At 37.4% G+C, this 20,469-nt stretch carries 20 protein-coding genes; 8 read left to right on the forward strand and 12 right to left on the reverse strand.

All coding sequences use genetic code 11. The annotated features are described in order from the left end of the window. Nucleotides 1–41 precede the first annotated feature (41 nt). The 5 genes from cobC to ACN1CN_RS17060 all read right to left on the reverse strand — a co-directional run bounded on the left by cobC (nt 42) and on the right by ACN1CN_RS17060 (nt 4,240). The gene (gene cobC / locus ACN1CN_RS17040) at nt 42–578 is read right to left on the reverse strand and encodes an alpha-ribazole phosphatase (protein ID WP_419136486.1); all 537 of its coding nucleotides are present in this window, start codon (nt 576–578) and stop codon (nt 42–44) included. Further along, a complete protein-coding gene (locus ACN1CN_RS17045; RefSeq protein ID WP_419136487.1) occupies nt 563–1,348 on the reverse strand; it encodes an adenosylcobinamide-GDP ribazoletransferase in 786 nt (261 codons plus the stop codon). The genes cobC and ACN1CN_RS17045 overlap by 16 nt, the downstream gene beginning before the upstream one ends. A gap of 75 nt (nt 1,349–1,423) precedes the next feature. After that, nucleotides 1,424–3,103, reverse strand: coding sequence for a nicotinate-nucleotide--dimethylbenzimidazole phosphoribosyltransferase (cobT, locus tag ACN1CN_RS17050; protein WP_419136488.1), 1,680 nt, complete (start codon nt 3,101–3,103; stop codon nt 1,424–1,426). A 141-nt stretch (nt 3,104–3,244) separates the two neighbouring features. Continuing rightward, nucleotides 3,245–3,754 (reverse strand): bifunctional adenosylcobinamide kinase/adenosylcobinamide-phosphate guanylyltransferase, encoded by a 510-nt coding sequence (cobU, locus tag ACN1CN_RS17055; protein WP_419136489.1) that lies wholly within the window; start codon nt 3,752–3,754, stop codon nt 3,245–3,247. A 123-nt stretch (nt 3,755–3,877) separates the two neighbouring features. Beyond that, complete coding sequence (locus tag ACN1CN_RS17060) at nt 3,878–4,240, reverse strand: DUF5522 domain-containing protein (protein WP_264525126.1); 363 nt, start codon at nt 4,238–4,240, stop codon at nt 3,878–3,880. A gap of 178 nt (nt 4,241–4,418) precedes the next feature. Here ACN1CN_RS17060 and ACN1CN_RS17065 point away from each other — a divergent pair, with 178 nt between their 5' ends. The 3 genes from ACN1CN_RS17065 (at nt 4,419) to ACN1CN_RS17075 (ending at nt 7,473) form a co-directional block, all read left to right on the forward strand. Beyond that, nucleotides 4,419–5,561, forward strand: a complete 1,143-nt coding sequence (locus tag ACN1CN_RS17065) for an ABC transporter substrate-binding protein (protein WP_419136490.1) — start codon at nt 4,419–4,421, stop codon at nt 5,559–5,561. A gap of 5 nt (nt 5,562–5,566) precedes the next feature. Further along, on the forward strand, nt 5,567–6,595 hold the full coding sequence (locus ACN1CN_RS17070) for an iron chelate uptake ABC transporter family permease subunit (protein ID WP_413614370.1): 1,029 nt from the start codon (nt 5,567–5,569) through the stop codon (nt 6,593–6,595). A 101-nt stretch (nt 6,596–6,696) separates the two neighbouring features. Then, complete coding sequence (locus tag ACN1CN_RS17075) at nt 6,697–7,473, forward strand: ABC transporter ATP-binding protein (RefSeq protein WP_419136491.1); 777 nt, start codon at nt 6,697–6,699, stop codon at nt 7,471–7,473. Between the two features lie 63 nt (nt 7,474–7,536). Here the strand turns inward: ACN1CN_RS17075 and ACN1CN_RS17080 are convergent, their stop codons facing one another. Together ACN1CN_RS17080 and ACN1CN_RS17085 are read right to left on the reverse strand one after the other, a co-directional pair. After that, nucleotides 7,537–7,995, reverse strand: a complete 459-nt coding sequence (locus ACN1CN_RS17080) for a tRNA (cytidine(34)-2'-O)-methyltransferase (RefSeq protein WP_264525123.1) — start codon at nt 7,993–7,995, stop codon at nt 7,537–7,539. 128 nt (nt 7,996–8,123) lie between these two features. Then, nucleotides 8,124–8,699, reverse strand: coding sequence for a pseudouridine synthase (locus tag ACN1CN_RS17085; RefSeq protein ID WP_419136492.1), 576 nt, complete (start codon nt 8,697–8,699; stop codon nt 8,124–8,126). 334 nt (nt 8,700–9,033) lie between these two features. On the opposite strand from ACN1CN_RS17085, the gene ACN1CN_RS17090 reads away from it, so the two are divergent. Beyond that, nucleotides 9,034–12,465, forward strand: a complete 3,432-nt coding sequence (locus tag ACN1CN_RS17090) for a choice-of-anchor J domain-containing protein (RefSeq protein WP_419136493.1) — start codon at nt 9,034–9,036, stop codon at nt 12,463–12,465. 119 nt (nt 12,466–12,584) lie between these two features. On the opposite strand, the gene ACN1CN_RS17095 is transcribed toward ACN1CN_RS17090, so the two are convergent. The 5 genes from ACN1CN_RS17095 to ACN1CN_RS17115 are packed head-to-tail and all read right to left on the reverse strand — an operon-like array spanning nt 12,585 to nt 16,832. Then, nucleotides 12,585–13,106 carry a MepB family protein gene (locus ACN1CN_RS17095; RefSeq protein WP_419136494.1) on the reverse strand — a complete coding sequence of 174 codons (522 nt, stop codon included), beginning with the start codon at nt 13,104–13,106 and terminating at the stop codon, nt 12,585–12,587. Nucleotides 13,107–13,157: 51 nt separating this feature from the next. Further along, on the reverse strand, nt 13,158–14,951 hold the full coding sequence (locus ACN1CN_RS17100) for a hypothetical protein (RefSeq protein ID WP_419136495.1): 1,794 nt from the start codon (nt 14,949–14,951) through the stop codon (nt 13,158–13,160). After that, a complete protein-coding gene (locus tag ACN1CN_RS17105; protein WP_419136496.1) occupies nt 14,948–15,499 on the reverse strand; it encodes an RNA polymerase sigma factor in 552 nt (183 codons plus the stop codon). The genes ACN1CN_RS17100 and ACN1CN_RS17105 overlap by 4 nt, the downstream gene beginning before the upstream one ends. A gap of 50 nt (nt 15,500–15,549) precedes the next feature. Beyond that, nucleotides 15,550–15,948, reverse strand: a complete 399-nt coding sequence (locus tag ACN1CN_RS17110) for a hypothetical protein (protein WP_419136497.1) — start codon at nt 15,946–15,948, stop codon at nt 15,550–15,552. Between the two features lie 8 nt (nt 15,949–15,956). Next, nucleotides 15,957–16,832 (reverse strand): protease complex subunit PrcB family protein, encoded by an 876-nt coding sequence (locus ACN1CN_RS17115; protein ID WP_419136498.1) that lies wholly within the window; start codon nt 16,830–16,832, stop codon nt 15,957–15,959. Between the two features lie 158 nt (nt 16,833–16,990). On the opposite strand from ACN1CN_RS17115, the gene rmuC reads away from it, so the two are divergent. From rmuC to ACN1CN_RS17135, 4 genes are all read left to right on the forward strand, one after another. Further along, the gene (gene rmuC, locus ACN1CN_RS17120) at nt 16,991–18,364 is read left to right on the forward strand and encodes a DNA recombination protein RmuC (protein ID WP_419136499.1); all 1,374 of its coding nucleotides are present in this window, start codon (nt 16,991–16,993) and stop codon (nt 18,362–18,364) included. A 91-nt stretch (nt 18,365–18,455) separates the two neighbouring features. Beyond that, nucleotides 18,456–19,004, forward strand: coding sequence for an acyl-CoA thioesterase (locus tag ACN1CN_RS17125; protein ID WP_419136500.1), 549 nt, complete (start codon nt 18,456–18,458; stop codon nt 19,002–19,004). A 235-nt stretch (nt 19,005–19,239) separates the two neighbouring features. Then, entirely contained in the window at nt 19,240–19,632 is a 393-nt protein-coding gene (locus ACN1CN_RS17130) for a VOC family protein (RefSeq protein WP_419136501.1), read from the forward strand. Nucleotides 19,633–19,898: 266 nt separating this feature from the next. Further along, nucleotides 19,899–20,468, forward strand: coding sequence for a YceI family protein (locus ACN1CN_RS17135; RefSeq protein WP_419136502.1), 570 nt, complete (start codon nt 19,899–19,901; stop codon nt 20,466–20,468). Nucleotide 20,469 lies beyond the last annotated feature (1 nt).

Below are 20,469 nucleotides of genomic sequence, written 5' to 3' on the forward strand. Positions count from 1 at the left end.
TTTGTTTTAGTTTTTAGAAGGAATTCTAAACAAATCGTAATTTAATACTCTATTTTAATAACCTGTCCGAAGGCTACTTTGTTGTTAAAGGCATCTTTCAGAGGCAATGCAGACTGATGGCATAAAATACTTCTGATGACACCCGCATGAGAGACAATTACTACAGGAGTGTTTTGAGCGTTTACAATGTACTCGTTTAAAAAGGCGCCCACCCTTTCATGAAGTGCTGTAAACGACTCGCCGTTGGGTACCTGTGTTGTGACAAAATCTTCCATCCACGGATTAAGCTGCTCCGATGGAATGGCCTCCCAGTTTTTCAGTTCCCAGTCGCCAAAATTCATTTCCATCAAACGGTCGTCTGTAACCATTGAAATGGGGTTTGTCTTATGCTGAATGTATTCGGCCAACTTAACACAGCGTGTTAATGGACTTGAAAAGAGCAGGGCTTCTGAGGGTAATTGCGAAACAATTTCTTCAAAAATAGTTTCAAACGGAACTGCCAAATCTACATCAGACTGGCCGTAGCAGATTCCTTTTTCGCAAGTGGTTTCGGTATGGCGAACTAGATAAACTTCCATATCAAAAGAATACTTAAATAATAGATTACTTCACAAACCTGTTGCGTGGCTCCCAGACAGTCACCTGTATAACCATCAATCCATTTTTGGAAATAACGGGCTAAGAAGTAACGCATAATAAATACCGGAAGTAGAGCTAAAAGGAATTTATACTGAAAATAAGAAAACACCAATAAAGGAATCAATCCGAAGAAAAAGGAACCGGTAATTTCTTTCCAACTGTGTTTTTTGGCTATAGGTTTACTTTTACTGGTAGCATCATCACGAGAATATTCATGAGTAAAAATGATTGATATTGCTGCCAGACGGCTTAAAGAATGAGCAGAAATAAACAAAAGAAAAATTAGAAAAATGTTAGTAGTGAAAAGAGTAACGGATTCAGAAAGTAGTTTGAATTTCAGTAAAAAAAGCATCACCAAACCAATTGCTCCATAGGCGCCAATTGCGCTGTCTTTCATAATAAGCAGGATTTTTTCTTTGGTCCAGCCGCCGCCAAAACCATCACAGACATCGGCAAAACCATCTTCATGGAAAGCTCCGGTTGTGAGTATCGAGGCAACTATTGCCAAAAGAACAGCAGTCTCCGTAGATAGAAAAAGCGAAGAAAGGTAGAAAGCCAAGAAGGAAATGCTCCCCACAATCCAACCTATAAAAGGAAAATAGCGTGTTGCCTTGTTTAAATAGTCGGGATCGTGATTGATGTTTTTAGGACAAGGGATTCTGGTGTAAAACATTAAACAGGTAAAGAAAATATGGAGTTCTTTTTTCATTTAAGAGAATTGATTAGGACAAAATTAAAGGATAAAACTGAAAACTGAGACCGAGACTGAGACTGAAACTGAAAACTATTTCCTACTGACTCCTGCGCTTTCAAAACTGGCCATTTCATTCAAAAAAACTTCGGCCGATTTAATAATTGGAAACGCAATCGCACAGCCTGTACCTTCGCCTAAACGTAAATCCAGATTTAAAATGGGCTTCGCTTCTAAATAATTCAATAATTTCTGATGTGCTTTTTCGGCGGAGCAATGGCAGAAGACAGCATTTTTATGAATGGCAGGATTTATTTTGGAAGCCACTAAAAAGGCTGCACTACAAATAAAACCATCAACCAAAAGAAGCATATTATGCTCAAAAGCAGTTAACATTCCGCTGGCAATCTGCATGATTTCAAAACCGCCAAAATAGGCCAGTTGCTGGTTTAATTCTGCCGGGCCTGTGTAGTTTTCAATGGCTTTTTGAAGCAGGTTTTGTTTTTGAAGTAATTTTTCGTTTTCAACACCTGTTCCTTTTCCCACACATTCTTCGATAGAAAATCCGGTAAGAAGACTCATCAATACGGAGGCAGTAGAGGTGTTTCCGATTCCCATTTCTCCAAAACCAATACAGTTTGAACCTTTTTTTGCGATAGCTTCAACAATTGATTTCCCTTTTTCGAAACACAATTGTAGTTCTGTTTCACTCATTGCCGGAAGGTGTAAAAAGGACTGGGTTCCTTTGGCTATTTTGGCATTAATCAGATTGGCATTTGTGGGGAAATCATAATTCACACCGGCATCTACGATCGATAGCTGAATGTCATTTTGCTTGCAGAAAACATTAATGGCAGCTCCTCCTTCGAGAAAATTACTGACCATCTGTCTCGTAACATCTTGCGGATAGGCGCTTACTCCATGATTGGCAATACCGTGATCCGCAGCAAAAACAACAATAGCTGGATTTATAATTTTGGGGTTTAAAGTTTCAAAAACAGTGGCCATCTGAAAAGCCAGAGTCTCGAGCGTTCCTAAAGCACCAATAGGCTTGGTTTTAGAATCTATTTTCTCCTGTAGCAGGGTACTGAAATTGCTCTTATTACTGTTTGTTGTTTCAAATTTTAAAGGAAAATGGGGAACCTGATTCTCAACGATGTTTTTAATTTCGGTACAATCCGGAGCTTCTGATTTATGTTTCCAGTGCAATTGCTGCAACATGGGTTGATTGTCGTAATTGGTCGCTGGTTTTCCAATACAGAAGTAGCCCAGTGGCTCTATGTTTTCGGGTAGATCAAGAATTTTTTTAAACTGATAATAGTTCAAAATAGACACCCAGCCCATTCCGTACCCTTGTTCTGTCAGGGAAAGCCAGATGTTTTGTGCCGCACAAACCGAACTGAATTTTACAGCTTCGTTGCTGCCCACTGTTCCAATTGTAAATTGGTTTAACACCGATCGGTCGTAAGCGATAATGAGTCCGATAGGGGCTTCTTCAATCGCTTCGAGTTTTAAGGATTTATAGTGTTCCTTTTGTTCTGGATTGTCGGTAAGTTCTTCGGCTTTTTTGTTGTACTCTAAAAAAAGATCTTTGATCGCACTTTTGACTTCAACCGATTTGATAAGATAATAGCGGGTAGCATCGGTTAATCCAACAGATGGCGCCCAGTGCCCTGCCTGCAGTGCTTTTTGAATCACTTCGTCAGGGACTTCATCATTTGTAAAGTGGCGGGTATCACGACGTGATTTTAATATATCGTCTAAATGGCTCATAATTTTTAAATTCCAATTTTATAAATTCCAATTTCCAAATCGATTACAAAAACCAATTCAAAAAAGAATTTTAAAGTTTAAGTAAAGATAAAGTATAGCGTTGGAATTTGGAATTTAAAAACTTGGAATTTATTTTCATCCCTATCCTTTTATCTTAACGGGGATTCCGGAAACCATTAAAATGACTTCATCTGCTTTTGAGGCTAAAAACTGATTCATCCAGCCTTGCAATTCGGTAAATTTTCTGCCAATATGAGTTTCGGCATGTACGCCCATTCCGATTTCGTTGGTTACAATAATCAAGGTAGCGTTTTCCTGCTGGGCTATCGCCAGAAATTCCTTTTTTGCTTCTTCTAAACTTAAGGATACATCATTTTTGTGGTCTATAAAAAAGTTGGTCAGCCAAAGAGTGACACAATCAATTAAAGCCACTTTTTCAGAAAAGTCAATTTCGCTTAAGTGTTTTTCTTTTTCAATATTGGTCCAGCGTTCGTCACGTTCCTGTTGGTGCCTGTCGATTCTGTTTTGAAAATCGTCGTCCCATTTTCTGGCGGTGGCCACATATATAGGTGTGTCTGAAAGTTGTAAGGCCAGGTTTTGGGCGTAACTACTTTTTCCCGATCGTTCGCCTCCTGTAATTAGGTAAATCATTTTAATTGTTAATTATTGATTGTAAAATGTGAAATGTTGATTGTGAAATGTGAAATGTTGTTTATGTGTTATGAAGTGTTCGTGTGTAATAACTCATAATTCATAACTCAAAACTCATAACTTTTAATACGGGCAATGTCGGCAATCGTTTCCGCAGCAGCTTCCTCTTTTTAAGTGAAACCAGGATTTAAAAACATAATTTCCATTTTCGATATAATAATCAATACCCTCAATTAATTTCTCTTGTTTGGGTAAAGATATTGCTTTATTTTTAAGTGCTTTTTGAGGAGTAAGAGTTTCTACGTAGGCATCAATTTTATCTTCACAGGCCTCCTTAAAGCAAACAGGGCAAAGGCAGTCTCCACCGGAAGAAAGATTAAAAATAGGAGGGAAATCATTACACCAACACTTGTTTTCATTTGAAGTATCTCCGCAGCTGAAAGAGGATTCACAGCTCGAGCAGACTTTTGTTTTTATGGGATTCATGGAGGGAAAATGAGGTTTATTTGGTTTTGTAAGAATAAAGGTAAACAAAAAATTTAGAAATTGCGTTACCTTTGTCAGTAATGAAATTGTAAAATTTAAAACGAATACGAGTCAAATTACATGCCATAAAAGCGGCAGAATGAAACCGGATTCCTTAAAAAAATAATAGAACCTAAATATGAGACATTTACTACCCAAATTGATTTTTATTTTACCATTTTTTCTTCTTGTCGGATGCAAAAAAAATGAAGCTCCGGAAAGTGTAAAAACTGAAATTGCAAAAAATAGTATCGAGTTTGCGTCCGGACTTTCGATTGTAAAACATGAAGGATATTCAGTAGTAACGGTTTCAGAGCCATGGCCGGATGCACATACTAAGTTTACTTATGTTTTGAAAGAAAAAGAAGCAAAAGTACCGGACAGTTTACAAAAGTACACCACAATCAAAGTTCCTTTACAATCAATCGTAGTGACTTCAACGACCAATATTCCATTCCTGGAAATGTTGGAAGTTGAAAATAAACTTGTTGGTTTTCCACATACCGATTATATTTCTTCTGAAAAAACCAGAGCTTTAATAGATAAAGGCACTGTTAAAAATGTAGGACAGAATGAGAAGTTGAATATCGAACAGTTAATAGAGTTGTCTCCGGATTTAATAGTGACTTTTGGAGTAGACAATAACAATCCGATGCTTGACAATTTGAAAAAAAGCGGTTTAAATGTTTTAATTCAGGCCGACTGGATGGAGCAATCTCCACTTGGAAAAGCAGAATGGATTAAACTTTACGGGGCCTTATTTGGTAAAGAAGAACAGGCAAAGGAACTGTTTGACAAGATTGTCCTGAGCTATGAGCAGGCTAAAAAATTAGTGGCAGGTAAACCGGCAATTTCAACTGTTCTATATGGTTCTATGTACGAAGATGTTTGGTATGTAGCCAAAGGAAACAGCTGGGTGGCACAGTTTATGAAAGATGCTCAGGCCAATTATTTATGGGCAGATTTAAAAGGTACAGGAAGCGAAGGCTTGTCTTTTGAGAAAGTATTGGTGAAAGCAAAAACGGCTAATTTTTGGATCGCCGCGGGCTCCTTTAAGACTCTGGACGAATTCGGAAAAATTAATACGCATTATAAGGAATTTGATGCTTTTAAATCTAAAAATGTTTATACGTTTGAAGGTAAATCCGGAGCAACAGGAGGAACGGTTTATTATGAGCTGGCTCCAAGCCGTCCCGATTTAGTGTTAAAAGATTACATCAAGATTTTTCATCCGGAGCTGTTGCCTAGTTATGAATTTACTTTTGCCTCTAAATTAAACTAAGTTCATTGATTCATAAAAAACGAAATATAATACTGTTTTCAGTACTCGGTCTGGCGCTGTTGTTTATGTTTTTCTTAGACATTAGTCTGGGGTCAGTCACCATTCCTTTTAAGGAAGTGTATAATAGTATGACCGGAAACCACGCCAGTAAATCGACCTGGGAATACATTATTGTTAATTATCGCCTGCCCAAAGCAATTACAGCTGTTTTGGTTGGAGTAGGATTGTCTGTAAGCGGTTTGCTGATGCAGACGCTGTTTCGAAATCCGTTGGCAGGACCTGATGTTCTTGGACTAAGTTCGGGAGCAATTCTGGCTGTCGCGGTTGTAATTTTGGGGGCTGGTTTTCTGCCTTCCTTTTTAAATTCGGTTTTATTATCGCCATTCGGAATCGTACTGGCCTCTACAACGGGAAGTGTTTTGGTTTTGATGCTGGTCCTTTTGGTTGCACAACGCTTGCGGAATACGATGGCAATTTTAATTGTCGGATTAATGTTTGGGAGTTTTACCAGTGCTATCGTTGGGGTTTTGACCTATTTTAGTTCGGCGGAACAACTGCAAAAATTTACCTTTTGGTCGCTGGGAAGTCTTGGGAATCTTTCCTGGACTTCGATTTCAATTTTGGCGGTTTGTGTTGTTTTTGGCTTGTTTTTGAGTGCCGGAAGTATCAAGCCATTAAATGCATTGCTTTTAGGTGAAAATTACGCTAAAAGTATGGGCCTAAATTACAAGAGAGCCCGACTGGTGATTATTTTTGCGACCAGTATTCTGGCCGGAAGTGTTACTGCTTTTGCAGGGCCAATTGCCTTTATAGGTCTGGCGGTGCCACACATTGCAAAGCTGACATTTCAGACGAGTAATCACGCAGTTTTATACTGGAGTACTTTTTTTTACGGAGGAATAATCATGTTGTTTTGCGATATGGCATCACAACTACCGGGATTAGAAACCACCCTGCCAATTAATGCCATCACTTCTATAATAGGTGCACCAATTGTCGTTTGGTTACTCATGCGAAAAAGTAATTTTCAGTAAATAAATTAGCCGCAGATTCAACGGATTCAACGGATTTTCGCAGATTACTTTAAAAAAAACTTAGAACCTTAGCAGCTTAGAACCTTAGTACCTTTAAAATAATGAAAACAATTCTTAAGACCACAAACCTTAGTATCGGCTACAAGTCGAAGAAAGGAGTTGTGACCATTGCTGAAAATTTAAATTTGAGTTTAACCTCGGGGAAACTTATTTCGCTAATTGGAGCAAACGGAATTGGGAAATCGACTTTGCTTCGAACGATTACCGGAATTCAGCAGCCGCTAAGTGGACAAGTTTTTTTGAATGATAAAAACATAAGCAGCTACAGACCTTTAGCGTTAGCCCAAAACTTAAGTTTAGTTTTAACCGAAAAACTACCACCGAGTAATTTATCGGTTTTCGAATTAGTGGCTTTGGGACGTCAGCCTTACACCAACTGGATTGGCACTTTAAGTGAGACGGATATCGAGAAAGTGCACGAAGCTTTGCAGTTAACTCAAATCGAACATCTGGCTCAGAAAAAGCATTTCGAAATTAGTGACGGACAATTGCAGAAGGTTTTGATCGCAAGGGCACTCGCACAGGATACCCCGCTGATTATTCTGGACGAACCCACAACACATCTCGATTTACTGCACAAAGTTTCGTTGTTCAAACTGCTTAAGAAACTGACAGAGGAAACTCAAAAATGTATTTTATTTTCGACCCATGATATCGATTTGGCGATTCAGTTAAGTGATGAAATGATTATTATGACTTCGGAATTAGTAGTACAGGACGCGCCCTGTAATTTAATTTCCAAAGGAAGTTTTGCAACCTTATTCAAGGATGAACATATTGTTTTTGATGCCGAAAAAGGAAAGTTTGTAATTACTTAGAAAATCTCAGCGAGTCATTTATCAATCTTAAAGAAAGAGCAAAACACCCATAGAAGTAAGCCATTAAATATTCTTTAATGCAATTTGTCTTTTTGCTTCGCCAACCACAAAAGCCACAGAATTGGCAATATTAAAACTTCGGATTAATTTTGACATCGGAATCGTCAGGTGATTCTCAAAACGAGCTAAGACTTCCTTGCTCAGACCAACACTTTCTTTACCAAATACCAACCAGTCTCCATCTTGAAACTCTGTTTCCAGATATGATTTTTCGGCATGAGAACTCATCAGGAAAACACGCGACTGATCCGGGATCTGCTGAATCCACTCTTCAATATTTTGGTATTCTGTAACCTCAAGATGCACCCAGTAATCTAGTCCCGAACGCTTCAGATTTTTATCGTTGATCACAAATCCGAATGGGTGAATCAAATGTAACCTGCTTTCTGTACCAACGCACAAACGTCCAATGTTTCCGGTATTATTTGGGATTTCAGGTTCTACAAGAACTATGTTTAGCATTTTTTTTGAGTTATGAGTTATGAGTTATGAGTTATGGGTTATGGGTTATGGGTTATGAGTTTTGGAATTTGTGATTTGGAATTTGGTTTTTGAGTTATAGGTTATGCGTAATTATCTAATTCTCAAATTCACTCATTATCTAATTCAAATTCGGTTACTTCCAGCACCTCTCCGGCCTTTAAGTTTTGCAAATATACATTTCCTATACGAACACGAACCAATCTTAAAGTTGGAAATCCAACGGCTGCCGTCATTTTTCGAACCTGACGAAATTTGCCCTCATTTATAGTGATCGAAGCCCAGGAGGTTGGACCATGCCGCTCATCTCTGATTTTTTTGGCTCTCGGACCAAAATCAGGAATCTCGGTAACGATAAAAGCAGAGCAGGGTTTGGTTTTATACTTGCCGCCATCAAAACCTATTTCAACACCTTTTTGTAATGCCTCAATTGCTTCAGGAGTGATAAGGCCATCGACTTGAACGTAATATTCTTTATCCACTTTTTTGCTTCTCACCAGTTCGCTTACCCTTCCGTCTGTCGTGAGTAAAAGTAGTCCTTCGGAGTCCTCATCAAGTCGGCCGATTGCCATGGTGCCTTCCGGGAAATCATACAACTCTCCTAAAAGCTTTTTCTTTCTTTTTAATTCGTATATAAATTGACTCAGATAACCGTAAGGTTTAAAAAGAAGGAAGTGTTGGTGCATGCTGTATTTTTTGACTGCAAAGATAACGTTGTTTCATAAAGGACATAAACTTCTGCTGCAATTATTCAAAGCTCGGAATTTCCTTTTTTTTGAGGCAAAATTTTAAGTAAGAAATACTTGAATAAAAAGCAAGAACATGTTAATTCGTACAAAAAATAAATATCTCGTGAAGCCCCGCCAGATCTAAGAATAATTGAAAGAACTGACGTAAAATTTGATTTTTGCTTGAAAATTTTCACAAAAGCGCGATACGATAAGTTTATGTTTTCACAATATTCTGTTAACTTTAAACAATATAAATTTGATTTCTAAAAACTCTATTTTTTTAAACTGTATGAAAAACAATTACTCTGTACGCCATCTCATGGCTTTTTTAAGTTTTTTTTGTTGGTTCGGGAATCTTTTTGCCCAAACCATGCCTACCCCCCAATCTATAACGCCTGAATTTGTACAAGATTTTAGTACTTTAGCGGCAGGATCAGCAACTTATCCACCAGGTTTTCAGGGTTGGACAGCTAGTGCCAGTGCACCGGGGACAAACTATAATACAGCCTTAATTGCGACTGACCAAAATCTTCGAATCAATAGTACTGCAAACACTAATTCAGGAGGTGTTCACAATTATAACGGGAAGATTGGCTTCTTGGATACCGGTAGTTTAGATGCAGCAATAGGTTTTGCGTTTGTAGCTACCAATAGTAAAAATATTCAGGTGAAATATGATGCTATGGTCATTCGTAATCCTTATAACGGAACGACTAATGTTTGTATTTATGAAATGGCATTGCAATACAGAATAGGAACCACAGGACCTTTTATCACCTTACCGAAAACGGCTTATTTAAGTGATAAAACGGTTCCATTAGATGTAAGTAAGACTGATCCAATTAATCGTACCACAATTAAAACTAATTTACCTGCGACCTGTAACAATCAACCAATTGTTCAGATTAGATGGATCGCTAAACAGAATGTTGGTGGAGGAGCACGTCCTTCATTTGCGATTGATGATTTAGATATTAGAGAAGATATTGTTGCACCAGTAAGCGCAGTTGGCTATCCAAAAGCGGATAATATCTTATCGGAAAGTTTTGATTTCTCTGATAAATTAGACGAGGTAGGAAAAACGTATTATGTTTTAGTACCGGGAGGAAGTGCAGCACCAACAGCCGCACAAATAAAAGCGGGTCAGGATGCGAATAGTGCTGCCGCTTTGCAATCAGGATTTTTAGATGTTACGGATATTACTCAGGTATACACTAAAACTTTTTCAGGCTTAACACTGGATACCGATTATACGGTTTACTCTGTTACCGAAGATATTTTTGGAAATTTATTGGCTACCCCTGCCAAAGTTGATGCTTCAATTTTAAGTGCACCAGTTCCTTCTTTGGTAACAACGGTTTCTGCTTTAGATTTTGGATTTTCAGAAACAGGCTTTAATTCAGATAATTTTAATTACCAGATTCAGGGAACCAACATCACGACTGATGTTACCGTAACGGCTACCGGAAAATTTACCGTTTCGAAAGATGGAACTGCGTTTGGAACTTCAGTTGTTTATGCTGCGTCTGACTTTGCTTCAGGAGCAACACCAACCGTTTATGCCAGATTTGCACCAGATGCTCTTGGAAGTTTTTCAGGACAAATTGAAAATAAGAATCTTGGAGCAGCAACTAAAATAGTAACGCTTAGTGGAACAGGAATTGATCCGTACACACAAGGTTTTAACGATGCAAATGTTTTAAGCAATAGCGGATGGACACAGTATAATGTTGCCGGTACTGCAAATAAATGGATTACAACAACTGTGGCCAGAAATATAAATTCGGGAACAGGAGCAGTAATCATGAACGGTTATAGCGATAACGGACCGAGTAAAGATTGGTTGATTTCTCCAAAATTACGTCTGGATAATACGGCCAAATTTGATAAAACGATCCTGCTTTCTTATTATTCCCGCAAATTTTATGCAGGTACCGATTTGAAATTAATGGTTTCTACCGATTACGATGGAAAGAGTAATCCGGAAAATGCAACCTGGACGGTACTTGATGGTAAATTCCCTACTACAACAGGAACTTATGCTCAATCGCAATACATAAAATTAGAAGGTTACAAAACAGACCATACCTATTTGGCTTGGGTTTATGAAACGACCGCTGGAGGAGCAAACAATGCAGCTGAATGGTCATTTGATGATTTTGCTATTACCAATGAGACTGGTTATATAGATGCAAACCCTGTTTTAGATTTTGGAGATGTAAATTTAAGCGAAGTTTCGGGAGCTCAGGCTTTTTCAATTAAAGCAGAAGGGCATGGAGATATTACGCTTACAGCTCCTGCAGATTATCAATTGTCTTTAGATAATACTTTATTTCAATCGACTATTGTGGTTAATGCAGCCGATGCCGCAGCATCTAAAAAGATTTACGCAAGGTTTGTGCCATCCGTAAAAGCATTAACGATCTCAGGTGCTTTAACCGTAAGCGGAACTGCTTTAAACAAACAAATTGGATCATTTACAGGTTCTTCTATACCAAAAGCAGATACGTTTGATATCGTAACTTATAACCTGGAGTTTTTTGGAACCGATGTAAAAGACAAGACGAATAAAGAATTTGGACCTACAGACGACGCGCTGCAAATTGAAAATGTAGCTAAAGTAATGAACAAGTTAAATGCCGACGTTTACGTTGTTCAGGAAGTTTCGGATGAACCGGCTTTAGATGCTTTGGTACAAAAAATAAGCGTTAACGGTAAAACGTTTGATAAAGTAATTTCGCCTTCATGGTCGTATTCCTTTAAACCGTTAGACCCAAATTTCCCACCTCAGAAATTAGTGGTGATTTACAATACGCAAACAGCAACAGTAAAAAATACCAGAGTAATGTTTAAAGATTTGTACGATCAGATTCGTGCTAAAACGGTAACACTAAATAGTTATCCAAGTCCTGATGGCGACGATGGAGATTTCTTCTCTTCAGGTCGTCTGCCTTATATGGTACAAATCGAAACCAATATTGGTGGAGTAAAAAAACTACTTAATTTAGTAGACCTTCACGCACGTGCCAATAGCGGATCGGATATGAACAAATACAACATGCGTAAATACGATGCAAAAGTGTTAAAAGACAGTTTAGATACTTACTACGCCAATTCGAATTTGATTATTTTAGGAGACTACAACGATGATGTAGATGAATCCGTTATCAGTCCAAATCCATCCTCTTACAAGGTGTTTGTAGACGATGTGACCAATTACACACCACTTACTTTAGAAATTAGTAAAGCAGGAGCTTACAGTTATTTAAGTTCAAATGGGTTTTTAGATCATATCATGATTTCAAATGAATTAAACGATCAGTACATTAAAAATTCAACTGCTGTTTATGATCCGCGTAACGATATTGCCAATTATACCAATACAACTTCAGACCACGGTCCGGTAATTGCCCGTTTTGAATTGAAACCAACATTGTCTGTGATCGATTTTGAAACGAAGAACGGTTATTTTGTTCAGGCTTATCCTAATCCAACGACAGATGTTGTTAACGTGGTGGTGAAAACAGCTACTGATAAAAAGTTGAAATTGAAATTCTTCGACCTTTCTGGTCATTTACTTGGAAATCCTGTTGAAATCAATGCGACACAGGATTTAAGCACAACGGCTGTTCCGGTAAGTTACCTGCAATCGGGAATCTACTTTTATACTTTAACCGAAAACAACAAAGTGGTTTACAAAGGGAAGATCATTAAGAAGTAAGAAGTGAAATGTAAAATGTGAGAAGGAAATTGATTTGTTGTTTCTTTTAAACAGTTTGCTAATAGCTTTTAATAAAAAAGAAAAAGCAGTCCAAAGTAATTTGGGCTGCTTTTATGTATTTAAAATAATGCTTTGAATGCTGTCGGGTTTGTATTGGGGGTGATGGTGTGAAAATAATTCAGTTGCCATTGTTGTGTTTTCTGGGCCTGTTTGCTTGTCGTTTCATCCCAGGGCGGATAAACTCTGGTGGCTCTTTTGCCTTCTTTTGTTGAAGTTGTAAAAATCCCTTTTTCCAATAGAACAGCTTTCGGAAAAACAAATTGTCCAAACAAATCATCCTTTCTGACACTCACAATCACAAAATCAATAGGGTCTGAGAAATCAAATGGCTCAATAATACCTGTTGCATTGCGTTTCCATAATGTTACAAATTGCCCGATTTTCGTAGGCGTAATCTTCGCCGTTCTGTAGCAGATCTGCTTTTGATTGAACTGAAAGCGATACGCATCATAATCGCTGCTTTCTGCTTCCGGATGAGGTTGGGTGACGCTTAAATTGCAACAGTCATAAAGCAATTCTTTAGCAATGATAAGATCTTTGGGTAATACTTTCAGATCAGTCCAACTGTTTTTGATGGTCATGTTATCGTTTTTTTCTAAGTAATTTTGGGTAAAATTACCACAAAAAGAACTTTAAAAAGAAACATTCAATCCAAAATTCAATCCCCATTGAAACTGATTGAAAGACTGGCTGTTTAACGGATTGATGTAATAATTCATGGCCGGCTCAACAAAAACACTTGTTTTTTTGTAAACACGATATTGTACCGTACTGCTTAAAGTAGAACCGTAGATGTAATCGTTGGCGTTAACATTTTTTCCAATTGAATTTCCGTTTAAAGCCATATTGTTTGAAATCAGTTTGCCCACAAAACCACCTGTATTCAGATTGATACGGGTCTTGTTTTTGTTAAAAATGGAGTAGGAAACCTCCAAAGGCATTTCGATGTATCGCAAGCTTTGGTCTAAATTTCCGCTTTCAATCGTATTACTTTCAATATTGTTTTGTTTCAAGGCATTGGTCGTGGTTTTAGAAACAAAGATATAACCATCATTGGTGCTAATCTGAGGTGATGCCGCAACCACAGTTGCATTTTGATTGAAATAGTCGTTAGAAGTCATAGCCGAATTAGGTGGGCCATTGCTGATGTAAGATACATTGGCAACGCTTTGTCCCAATTCGTTAATCTTAAAACCGGAACCCACGGCCCATTTGTTGTTGATTTTATATTTCGTTTTAACGCCATACGTGCTACCCTGTTTAGAGTCGTTTACATTGCCCAGCGTTTTGTCGTTTTTATAATTTTCTGAACTGGCGAGTCCGGCAAAGACTTCAACAGCCCATTTTTCGCCTTTCGGAACCGTTAGTTTCTCGTCTTTTTCTTTCTTGTTTTCGGGACTAATAATACCTTTTTCTAAATTTTGTAGTTCGGCCAGCTGAACGGAATCCTGCTTGCTTAAAACAGTAGTGAATTTCGAATTGCTTTTCGGATTACCCGCTAGTTCTCTGCCAGATACTGCATTTTCATTTGAAGCTTTTGCATGAGGATTTGAAAAGGAACCTGGGTTATTTAAAGCGATACCAAAATTGTTTTTAGGTTTTTGTTGCTCCTCAAAAACAGAACCGGATACTTGATTTTTGGAACCTGGACTGAACGGATTTGTTTTTCCGGCGCTAAAAGTTTTTTCCGCTAAAATTTGATTCGCAGCTTTTTTATCAGCACTTAGAAGTTGGTTTTTTGAATTTGAATTGAACCCATTCGTTTTACCGTAAACAGAAGTCTTCTCCGCTAAACTTTGATGAGCCGTTTTTTTCTCCGGATTTAAAAATTGATTTTTCGAAACCCCATTAAAGGCATTGGATGGATTGGAAGAATACACATTTGCTTTTGCTGAAACAATTGCTTTTTCGGCGGCAGTCTGAGCTTCGTTTCTTTTGGTAACGGCTGAATTTAGAGTAGCATTTTCCGAATTGGTTTTGTTTGGCTTGTCAGCATGAGCAACTGCCGTTTTTTGATTTTGATTTTTGATTGGAAGAACCGACGGTGCAGTCCCGTTTTTTAAGACAGGATGAACACCGGTATCATTTGATTGTTGCTGCGTAGTAGTTACAGCAGCTCCATTGTCTTTATTTTGAATGGTAGGGTTAGAATTTGTATTGTTATTTTTCTCCTCTAAAACAACAGTATTGTCTTCAACAGCACCATTTTTTACGGTTTTAACTGCCGAAGTAGAATTAAAATGTAAAACAGAAGGAAGCAGCAAGCCTAATAATAAGCATGCAGCAGCCGACCACCAAAGAATAGCTCTCTTTTTCTTTTTAGGCTGGTCCAATTTTTCTTCAATCTGACCCCATAATTCAGGGGGTGGAACACTTGAAAAGTCTTCCATTGATGAAAAAATATCTTCTATATTTTGCTTTTTCATGCTATTTTAAAATTTTTTATGCTCAGTATTTTTTTTTGCAAAATGTGCTTGGCACGGTTTAAATTTGACTTTGATGTTCCTTCAGAGATTTTTAAAAGTTCGGCTATTTCTTTATGCTTTAGTTTTTCAAAAACATACAGGTTGAAAACGGTGCGGTACTGATCGGGTAAATCCCGAATGTATTCCAGCAGTTTTTCCTGTTCAACCGGAGCAATATCCAATTCCTCCTCTTCAACAAAATCGGTGTCCGGATCAAAAACATCCAAAAAGAAACTTTCTTTTTTCTTCTTGTTCAGGCTTTCAATCAGCTTATTAATGAAAATACGTTTTAGCCAGCCTTCAAAGCTTCCTTCAAATTTGTATTGGCCGATTTTTTGAAACACAATGACAAAAGCCTCCTGAAATACATCTTTGGCATCGTCTTCGTTTTTCATATACTTCAGGCAAATACCATATAAAACAGGAGAGAACAACTGATAAATTTTCAGTTGTCCCTCTCTGTCATTTTTGATGCACATCCGTATGTATTTTTCTAAATCGTCTTTCAAAAAAGTGGTTTTTTTGGTTTTGCAAAAATAGGTTTTATAAGCTTATAAAACTATCTTTTGTAAATAGTACGAGAGGCATCAGTGTTATTGCTGACTATTGTTAGGTTTTGATTGTCAAGGTTTTCTATGATATACGTCTTCCCCTCAAAGGTGATTAGGTCGTGTTCGGCCTGATCAAAGTAACCAATTCCTTTTTCGACTTTATAAGTGCTATTTCTTATTTCAACATCATTTTTATAGGTAATCACTCTTCCGTTAGGCGTAAAAACAACTTTTTTCTTAAACCCGATCGTCTTTGGAGTTGCCGTATAAGGATTATCGCTTCCTCCAATTGATTTTTCCCAAATCCACGTGTTCACAATTGAACCGGAATTGATACTTGTAGCTTCCAATGAATATGCCGACGAAAAGAGACAGCATAGGATACTAAATAAGAAATATTTTTTCATAAATCCGATTATTTTTGAGCTGCAATTTTATCCTTAATCACTTTTTTGAAAGCCTTTACTTCAGCACTTTGATCGGCTGTATCGTTGTTGTCAATAAAAACTTTCGTAACACTTATACCCTGACGAAGTTCAAAATAAACACCTCCCTGATCTGCAGCGTCCGGAGAACCATAGGTTTTAGTTTGTCCTTTTAAAGCTAAAATCTCAGCTGGTACTGTTTTTAAGAATGCTGTATAATCTCCTTTTTTAGTGGTGGCAGTGTATCGGTATTGATTAAAATCGTAAGCACCGGCTTTAACGTTTAGGAACTTCTGAATATTAAAATCGTTGATCTGATAAAATTTTTGACAGTCTGCACCAGTACATTGACCGCTAAAGCTCCCAACGATGACAGCATCGCGATTTTCGGCTACTTTATTAAACAGGATGGTTTTGATTGTTTTTGGGATCAGAATAAAATCTGATGGATAGGTAGCTCCCGGAGCAACAACTTCGCCTACCTCAGGTGATTTTTCGTAATAGTTGATTAAAACTTCACATTTGTTTTGCACAATCGTGGTTATTTTAATTTGATAACCATTTGTAGGTTTAAGTCCTGCAAAAATACCAACGAGCATATCTTTAGTAAAATCTATAGGTATAATCGTAGCATTTGGGCATGTATTTTCTTTTTTGGTGAAGTAAGCATTCAGTCTTTCTTCAGAGCCGGCTAAAAATGCGACAGGATTGGTAGGTAAAGAGTTAACGCTATAGTTGCACAAAAGTGGAATTCCGGTAAAAGCTAAGTCTTCACTTTCTCCACAAGCTACATTCATATCTTCATTATTTAGGGAGCAGGCACTGAATCCAAAAGCTATAAACAAGCTCAACATTAATTTTTTCATGATAAAATTTTAATAGTTTATAATTAGTAGATGCCTTTTTTTTGAAATGGTTGCGTGAAAAATATTTTTTTTCATTTAAAAAGTGATCGTGAAATTTCTAATTTAGAATTATTGACTACGTATAATTGCGTACTTTTACTTCATATAAAAACAGAAATATGTCTGAACTTCTTCCGTACTTGTTGGCTTTTGTAGTAGCGTTATGCTTAGGGATATACTTAGGAAAATTGTTGTTTGCCGCTCGATTTCAATCGGAAAAAGTAAGTCTGGAAGAAAGGCTGAAGGCAACTGTCAATCAATTGCAACTACAGAAAGAGCAGTTGGAAAATGAAAGAAGAGGTTTTGAGAAACAGCTTCATTCCATCAATTCGGAAAAAGAAAATATACGAACCGAAAAAGACAGTTTGGCGATTCAGCTTTCTAAAAAAGAGGTCGATTTTGAAAACTTGTGGGAACGTCACAAAGAACAAAAAAACGAAGTAAGCGAACTGCAAGAGAAATTTACCAAAGAGTTTGAAAATTTAGCCAATAAAATTCTCGAGGAAAAATCGGCAAAATTTACCGAACAAAACAGTGAAAACATGAAAAGTATCCTGTTGCCTTTACAGGATAAAATTCAGGGTTTTGAACAAAAGGTAGAACAAACACACAAAGAGAGTATCGATTACCATGCAGCTTTGCGCCAGCAGATTCTGGGACTGAGTGAAATGAATGCCCAGATGAGCAAAGAGACCTTAAATTTGACCAAAGCTTTGAAAGGCGACAGTAAAATGCAGGGGAACTGGGGGGAATTGGTTTTGGAACGTGTTTTAGAAAAATCAGGTTTAGAAAAAGGAAGAGAATACGAAGTACAGCAAAGCTTTACCAATGCGGAAGGGAACAGGGTTTTACCCGATGTAGTAATCAATTTGCCCGATGGTAAAAAAATGATCGTCGATTCGAAAGTTTCTCTGGTGGCCTATGAAAAATGGATCAATGAAGAATCGGAGCTCCTCAAAGCAGATTTTCTCAAAGAACATGTAAACTCTATTAAAAGGCATGTCGAGCAGTTGGGAGGTAAAAATTACCACGATTTGTATCAGATTGAAAGTCCCGATTTTGTACTGTTGTTTATTCCGATTGAACCTGCGTTTGCGATTGCTTTAAATGAAGATTCGACTTTGTACAATAAAGCATTTGACCGAAACATCGTTATTGTCACCCCCACAACTTTACTGGCAACTTTACGAACGATTGACAGTATGTGGACGAACCAAAAACAACAGGAAAACGCCTTTGAAATTGCCAGACAGGCGGGAGCCTTATACGATAAATTTGAAGGTTTTGTAACGGATCTGGTACGAATAGGCAATAAAATTAAAGACACCAAAACGGAGTACGAAAACGCCATGAGCAAGCTCGTAGACGGAAGAGGGAATTTAGTTTCGAGTGTCGAAAAATTAAAGAAAATGGGAGCGAAAGCCAAAAAGGCACTTCCTGAAAATATTATTGCAAGAGCTTCAAATTCTGATGAAAATCAATCTCTAAACTAAAATAAAAAGGAAAAAGATTTGCCGCGGGTTACCGTTTCGTCAGGACCGTTTGCCGAAAAACTTTGTCCATTATAACTACAAATAAAAAAATATGACTGCAGATTTTAAACCCGTTTCTTCATCGAAAATAAGTATTTCAGAATTAATGCTGCCTTCGCATACCAATTTTAGCGGAAAAATCCACGGAGGGTATATTTTACAGCTATTAGATCAGATTGCCTTTGCCTCTGCCTCAAAGTTTAGCGGTAATTATTGTGTGACCGCTTCTGTTGATACCGTAAACTTCCTGAAACCCATTGAGGTTGGAGAATTGGTTACCATGAAAGCATCTGTAAATTATGTTGGAAGAAGTTCGATGATTGTTGGGATTCGTGTGGAAGCCGAAAACATTCAGACCGGAACCATCAAACATTGCAACTCGTCTTATTTTACAATGGTGGCCAAAGACAAAGAAGGAAAAAGTGTGCCTGTTCCGGGACTGATACTGTCCAATTTAGAAGAGGTGAGACGTTTTAGAAAATGCATCAAACAAATTGAAGCTAAAAAAGAAGTAGAAGAACACGCGAGAATGACCGACGTTAATTCTATAGAAGACCTGGCCAGTTTAGACCAGTATAATGTGCTGTTAGAGATTCACTAGGATAAGGTTTTAGGATGTTAGATGTGAAATGTTAGATGTGAAATGTTAGATGTGGGAATTGAAATGTGGAATGTGAAAAGTATTTACAAGCGAAACACATTCCTTCCTTTGGCATAACACTCTGCGTTTTATTAAAAGTGAAACGCCTTTTTCGGTTAGAAAATCTATATTTCTATGTGTTAAATCATTACCCCAGCAGATTAAGATATTTTATTTACAATCAAATCAAATACAAATGGTAAAGTTTGGATATACAATTTTATATGTCGAAGAAGTAGAAAAGTCCGTGTCGTTTTATGAAAAAGCATTTGGATTTTCAAGAAAATTTGTAACTCCTGAGGGAGATTATGGCGAACTGAGTACAGGCGAAACCACAATTTCGTTTGCTTCAAAAAACTTAGCGGCCCAAAATCTGAAAGACGGTTTTATCGAAAGCAAGCCGGAGCATAAACCTTTTGCTATTGAATTGGGTTTTGTAACCGATAATGTAGAAGAATTGGTGACGAAAGCAACTTCTTCAGGGGCCCAATTAGTAAAAGAGCCAACCCAAAAGCCATGGGGGCAAACAGTCGCCTATGTGCGTGATTTGGATGGGTTTTTGATTGAGATTTGTACTCCGATGCAATAAGAGCATCAGGAAGTTTCGGATCTACTAATGACGGTAGGCAGGCTCCCTTAAGAACCTTTTTTTATAAGCGAAACATTCACAAATATTTAGCAAAAATAGAGAACCATACTGCTGAAAATATCGTAACTTTAAGTATAAATGATTGGGTTGCTATTTTTTCACGGAGTACTGCCATTCTATTTTTTTATGCTCGTATTAAGTCCAGTTATTTCTCTTCTTAAAAAAGGAAAAAATCGAATGACATAATTGTTTAATTCTTAACGATTATGAAAAAAATTACACTATTAGTTTTGCTGTTTATTGCACATTCTGTGATTGCCCAGGATAAACTTTTTACCAGTACCGGAACGATAAACTTTGAAGCTTCGGTACCCTTCTTTGAGGATGTAAAAGCGGTAAACAGACAGGTCACAATTGTTGTGGAGCCTCGGACAAGTACATTTATTTGTACCCTGATTGTAAAAGATTTTCGATTTAAGTTAGACCTGATGGAAGAACATTTTAATGAAAATTATATGGAGAGCCGTCGGTATCCCAAAGCTGTTTTTAAAGGTAAAATTGAAAAATTTGATCTGAAAGATATAGACGAAATCGAAAAAGAATATCAAATCAAAGGCAAGTTGGTAATGCGCGGAAAATCGAAAGTGATTATGGTGAACGCGCTAATCAAAAAAGTAGGAGATGGAATCCAGATTGTTTCCGATTTCCCGATTTTGATCTCTGATTTTAATATAGAAATTCCGAACAGAATCGCGGCTAAGATTGCTAAAACGGTGAATACCGAATTAATCGCAGTGGTCAGAGGCGGAGATCCGATGTATCTAACTTTAAAGTAAA

This window comes from Flavobacterium sp. T12S277 (genome assembly GCF_048514875.1).
Classification (GTDB): domain Bacteria; phylum Bacteroidota; class Bacteroidia; order Flavobacteriales; family Flavobacteriaceae; genus Flavobacterium.

Bases quoted from the DNA above. Each gene is read 5' to 3' on its own strand.
- cobC (WP_419136486.1), bottom strand. From the start codon at position 578: ATGGAAGTTTATCTAGTTCGCCATACCGAAACCACTTGCGAAAAAGGA.
- ACN1CN_RS17045 (WP_419136487.1), bottom strand. From the start codon at position 1,348: ATGAAAAAAGAACTCCATATTTTCTTTACCTGTTTAATGTTTTACACC.
- cobT (WP_419136488.1), bottom strand. From the start codon at position 3,103: ATGAGCCATTTAGACGATATATTAAAATCACGTCGTGATACCCGCCAC.
- cobU (WP_419136489.1), bottom strand. From the start codon at position 3,754: ATGATTTACCTAATTACAGGAGGCGAACGATCGGGAAAAAGTAGTTAC.
- ACN1CN_RS17060 (WP_264525126.1), bottom strand. From the start codon at position 4,240: ATGAATCCCATAAAAACAAAAGTCTGCTCGAGCTGTGAATCCTCTTTC.
- ACN1CN_RS17065 (WP_419136490.1), top strand. From the start codon at position 4,419: ATGAGACATTTACTACCCAAATTGATTTTTATTTTACCATTTTTTCTT.
- ACN1CN_RS17075 (WP_419136491.1), top strand. From the start codon at position 6,697: ATGAAAACAATTCTTAAGACCACAAACCTTAGTATCGGCTACAAGTCG.
- ACN1CN_RS17080 (WP_264525123.1), bottom strand. From the start codon at position 7,995: ATGCTAAACATAGTTCTTGTAGAACCTGAAATCCCAAATAATACCGGA.
- ACN1CN_RS17085 (WP_419136492.1), bottom strand. From the start codon at position 8,699: ATGCACCAACACTTCCTTCTTTTTAAACCTTACGGTTATCTGAGTCAA.
- ACN1CN_RS17090 (WP_419136493.1), top strand. From the start codon at position 9,034: ATGAAAAACAATTACTCTGTACGCCATCTCATGGCTTTTTTAAGTTTT.
- ACN1CN_RS17095 (WP_419136494.1), bottom strand. From the start codon at position 13,106: ATGACCATCAAAAACAGTTGGACTGATCTGAAAGTATTACCCAAAGAT.
- ACN1CN_RS17100 (WP_419136495.1), bottom strand. From the start codon at position 14,951: ATGAAAAAGCAAAATATAGAAGATATTTTTTCATCAATGGAAGACTTT.
- ACN1CN_RS17110 (WP_419136497.1), bottom strand. From the start codon at position 15,948: ATGAAAAAATATTTCTTATTTAGTATCCTATGCTGTCTCTTTTCGTCG.
- ACN1CN_RS17115 (WP_419136498.1), bottom strand. From the start codon at position 16,832: ATGAAAAAATTAATGTTGAGCTTGTTTATAGCTTTTGGATTCAGTGCC.
- rmuC (WP_419136499.1), top strand. From the start codon at position 16,991: ATGTCTGAACTTCTTCCGTACTTGTTGGCTTTTGTAGTAGCGTTATGC.
- ACN1CN_RS17125 (WP_419136500.1), top strand. From the start codon at position 18,456: ATGACTGCAGATTTTAAACCCGTTTCTTCATCGAAAATAAGTATTTCA.
- ACN1CN_RS17130 (WP_419136501.1), top strand. From the start codon at position 19,240: ATGGTAAAGTTTGGATATACAATTTTATATGTCGAAGAAGTAGAAAAG.
- ACN1CN_RS17135 (WP_419136502.1), top strand. From the start codon at position 19,899: ATGAAAAAAATTACACTATTAGTTTTGCTGTTTATTGCACATTCTGTG.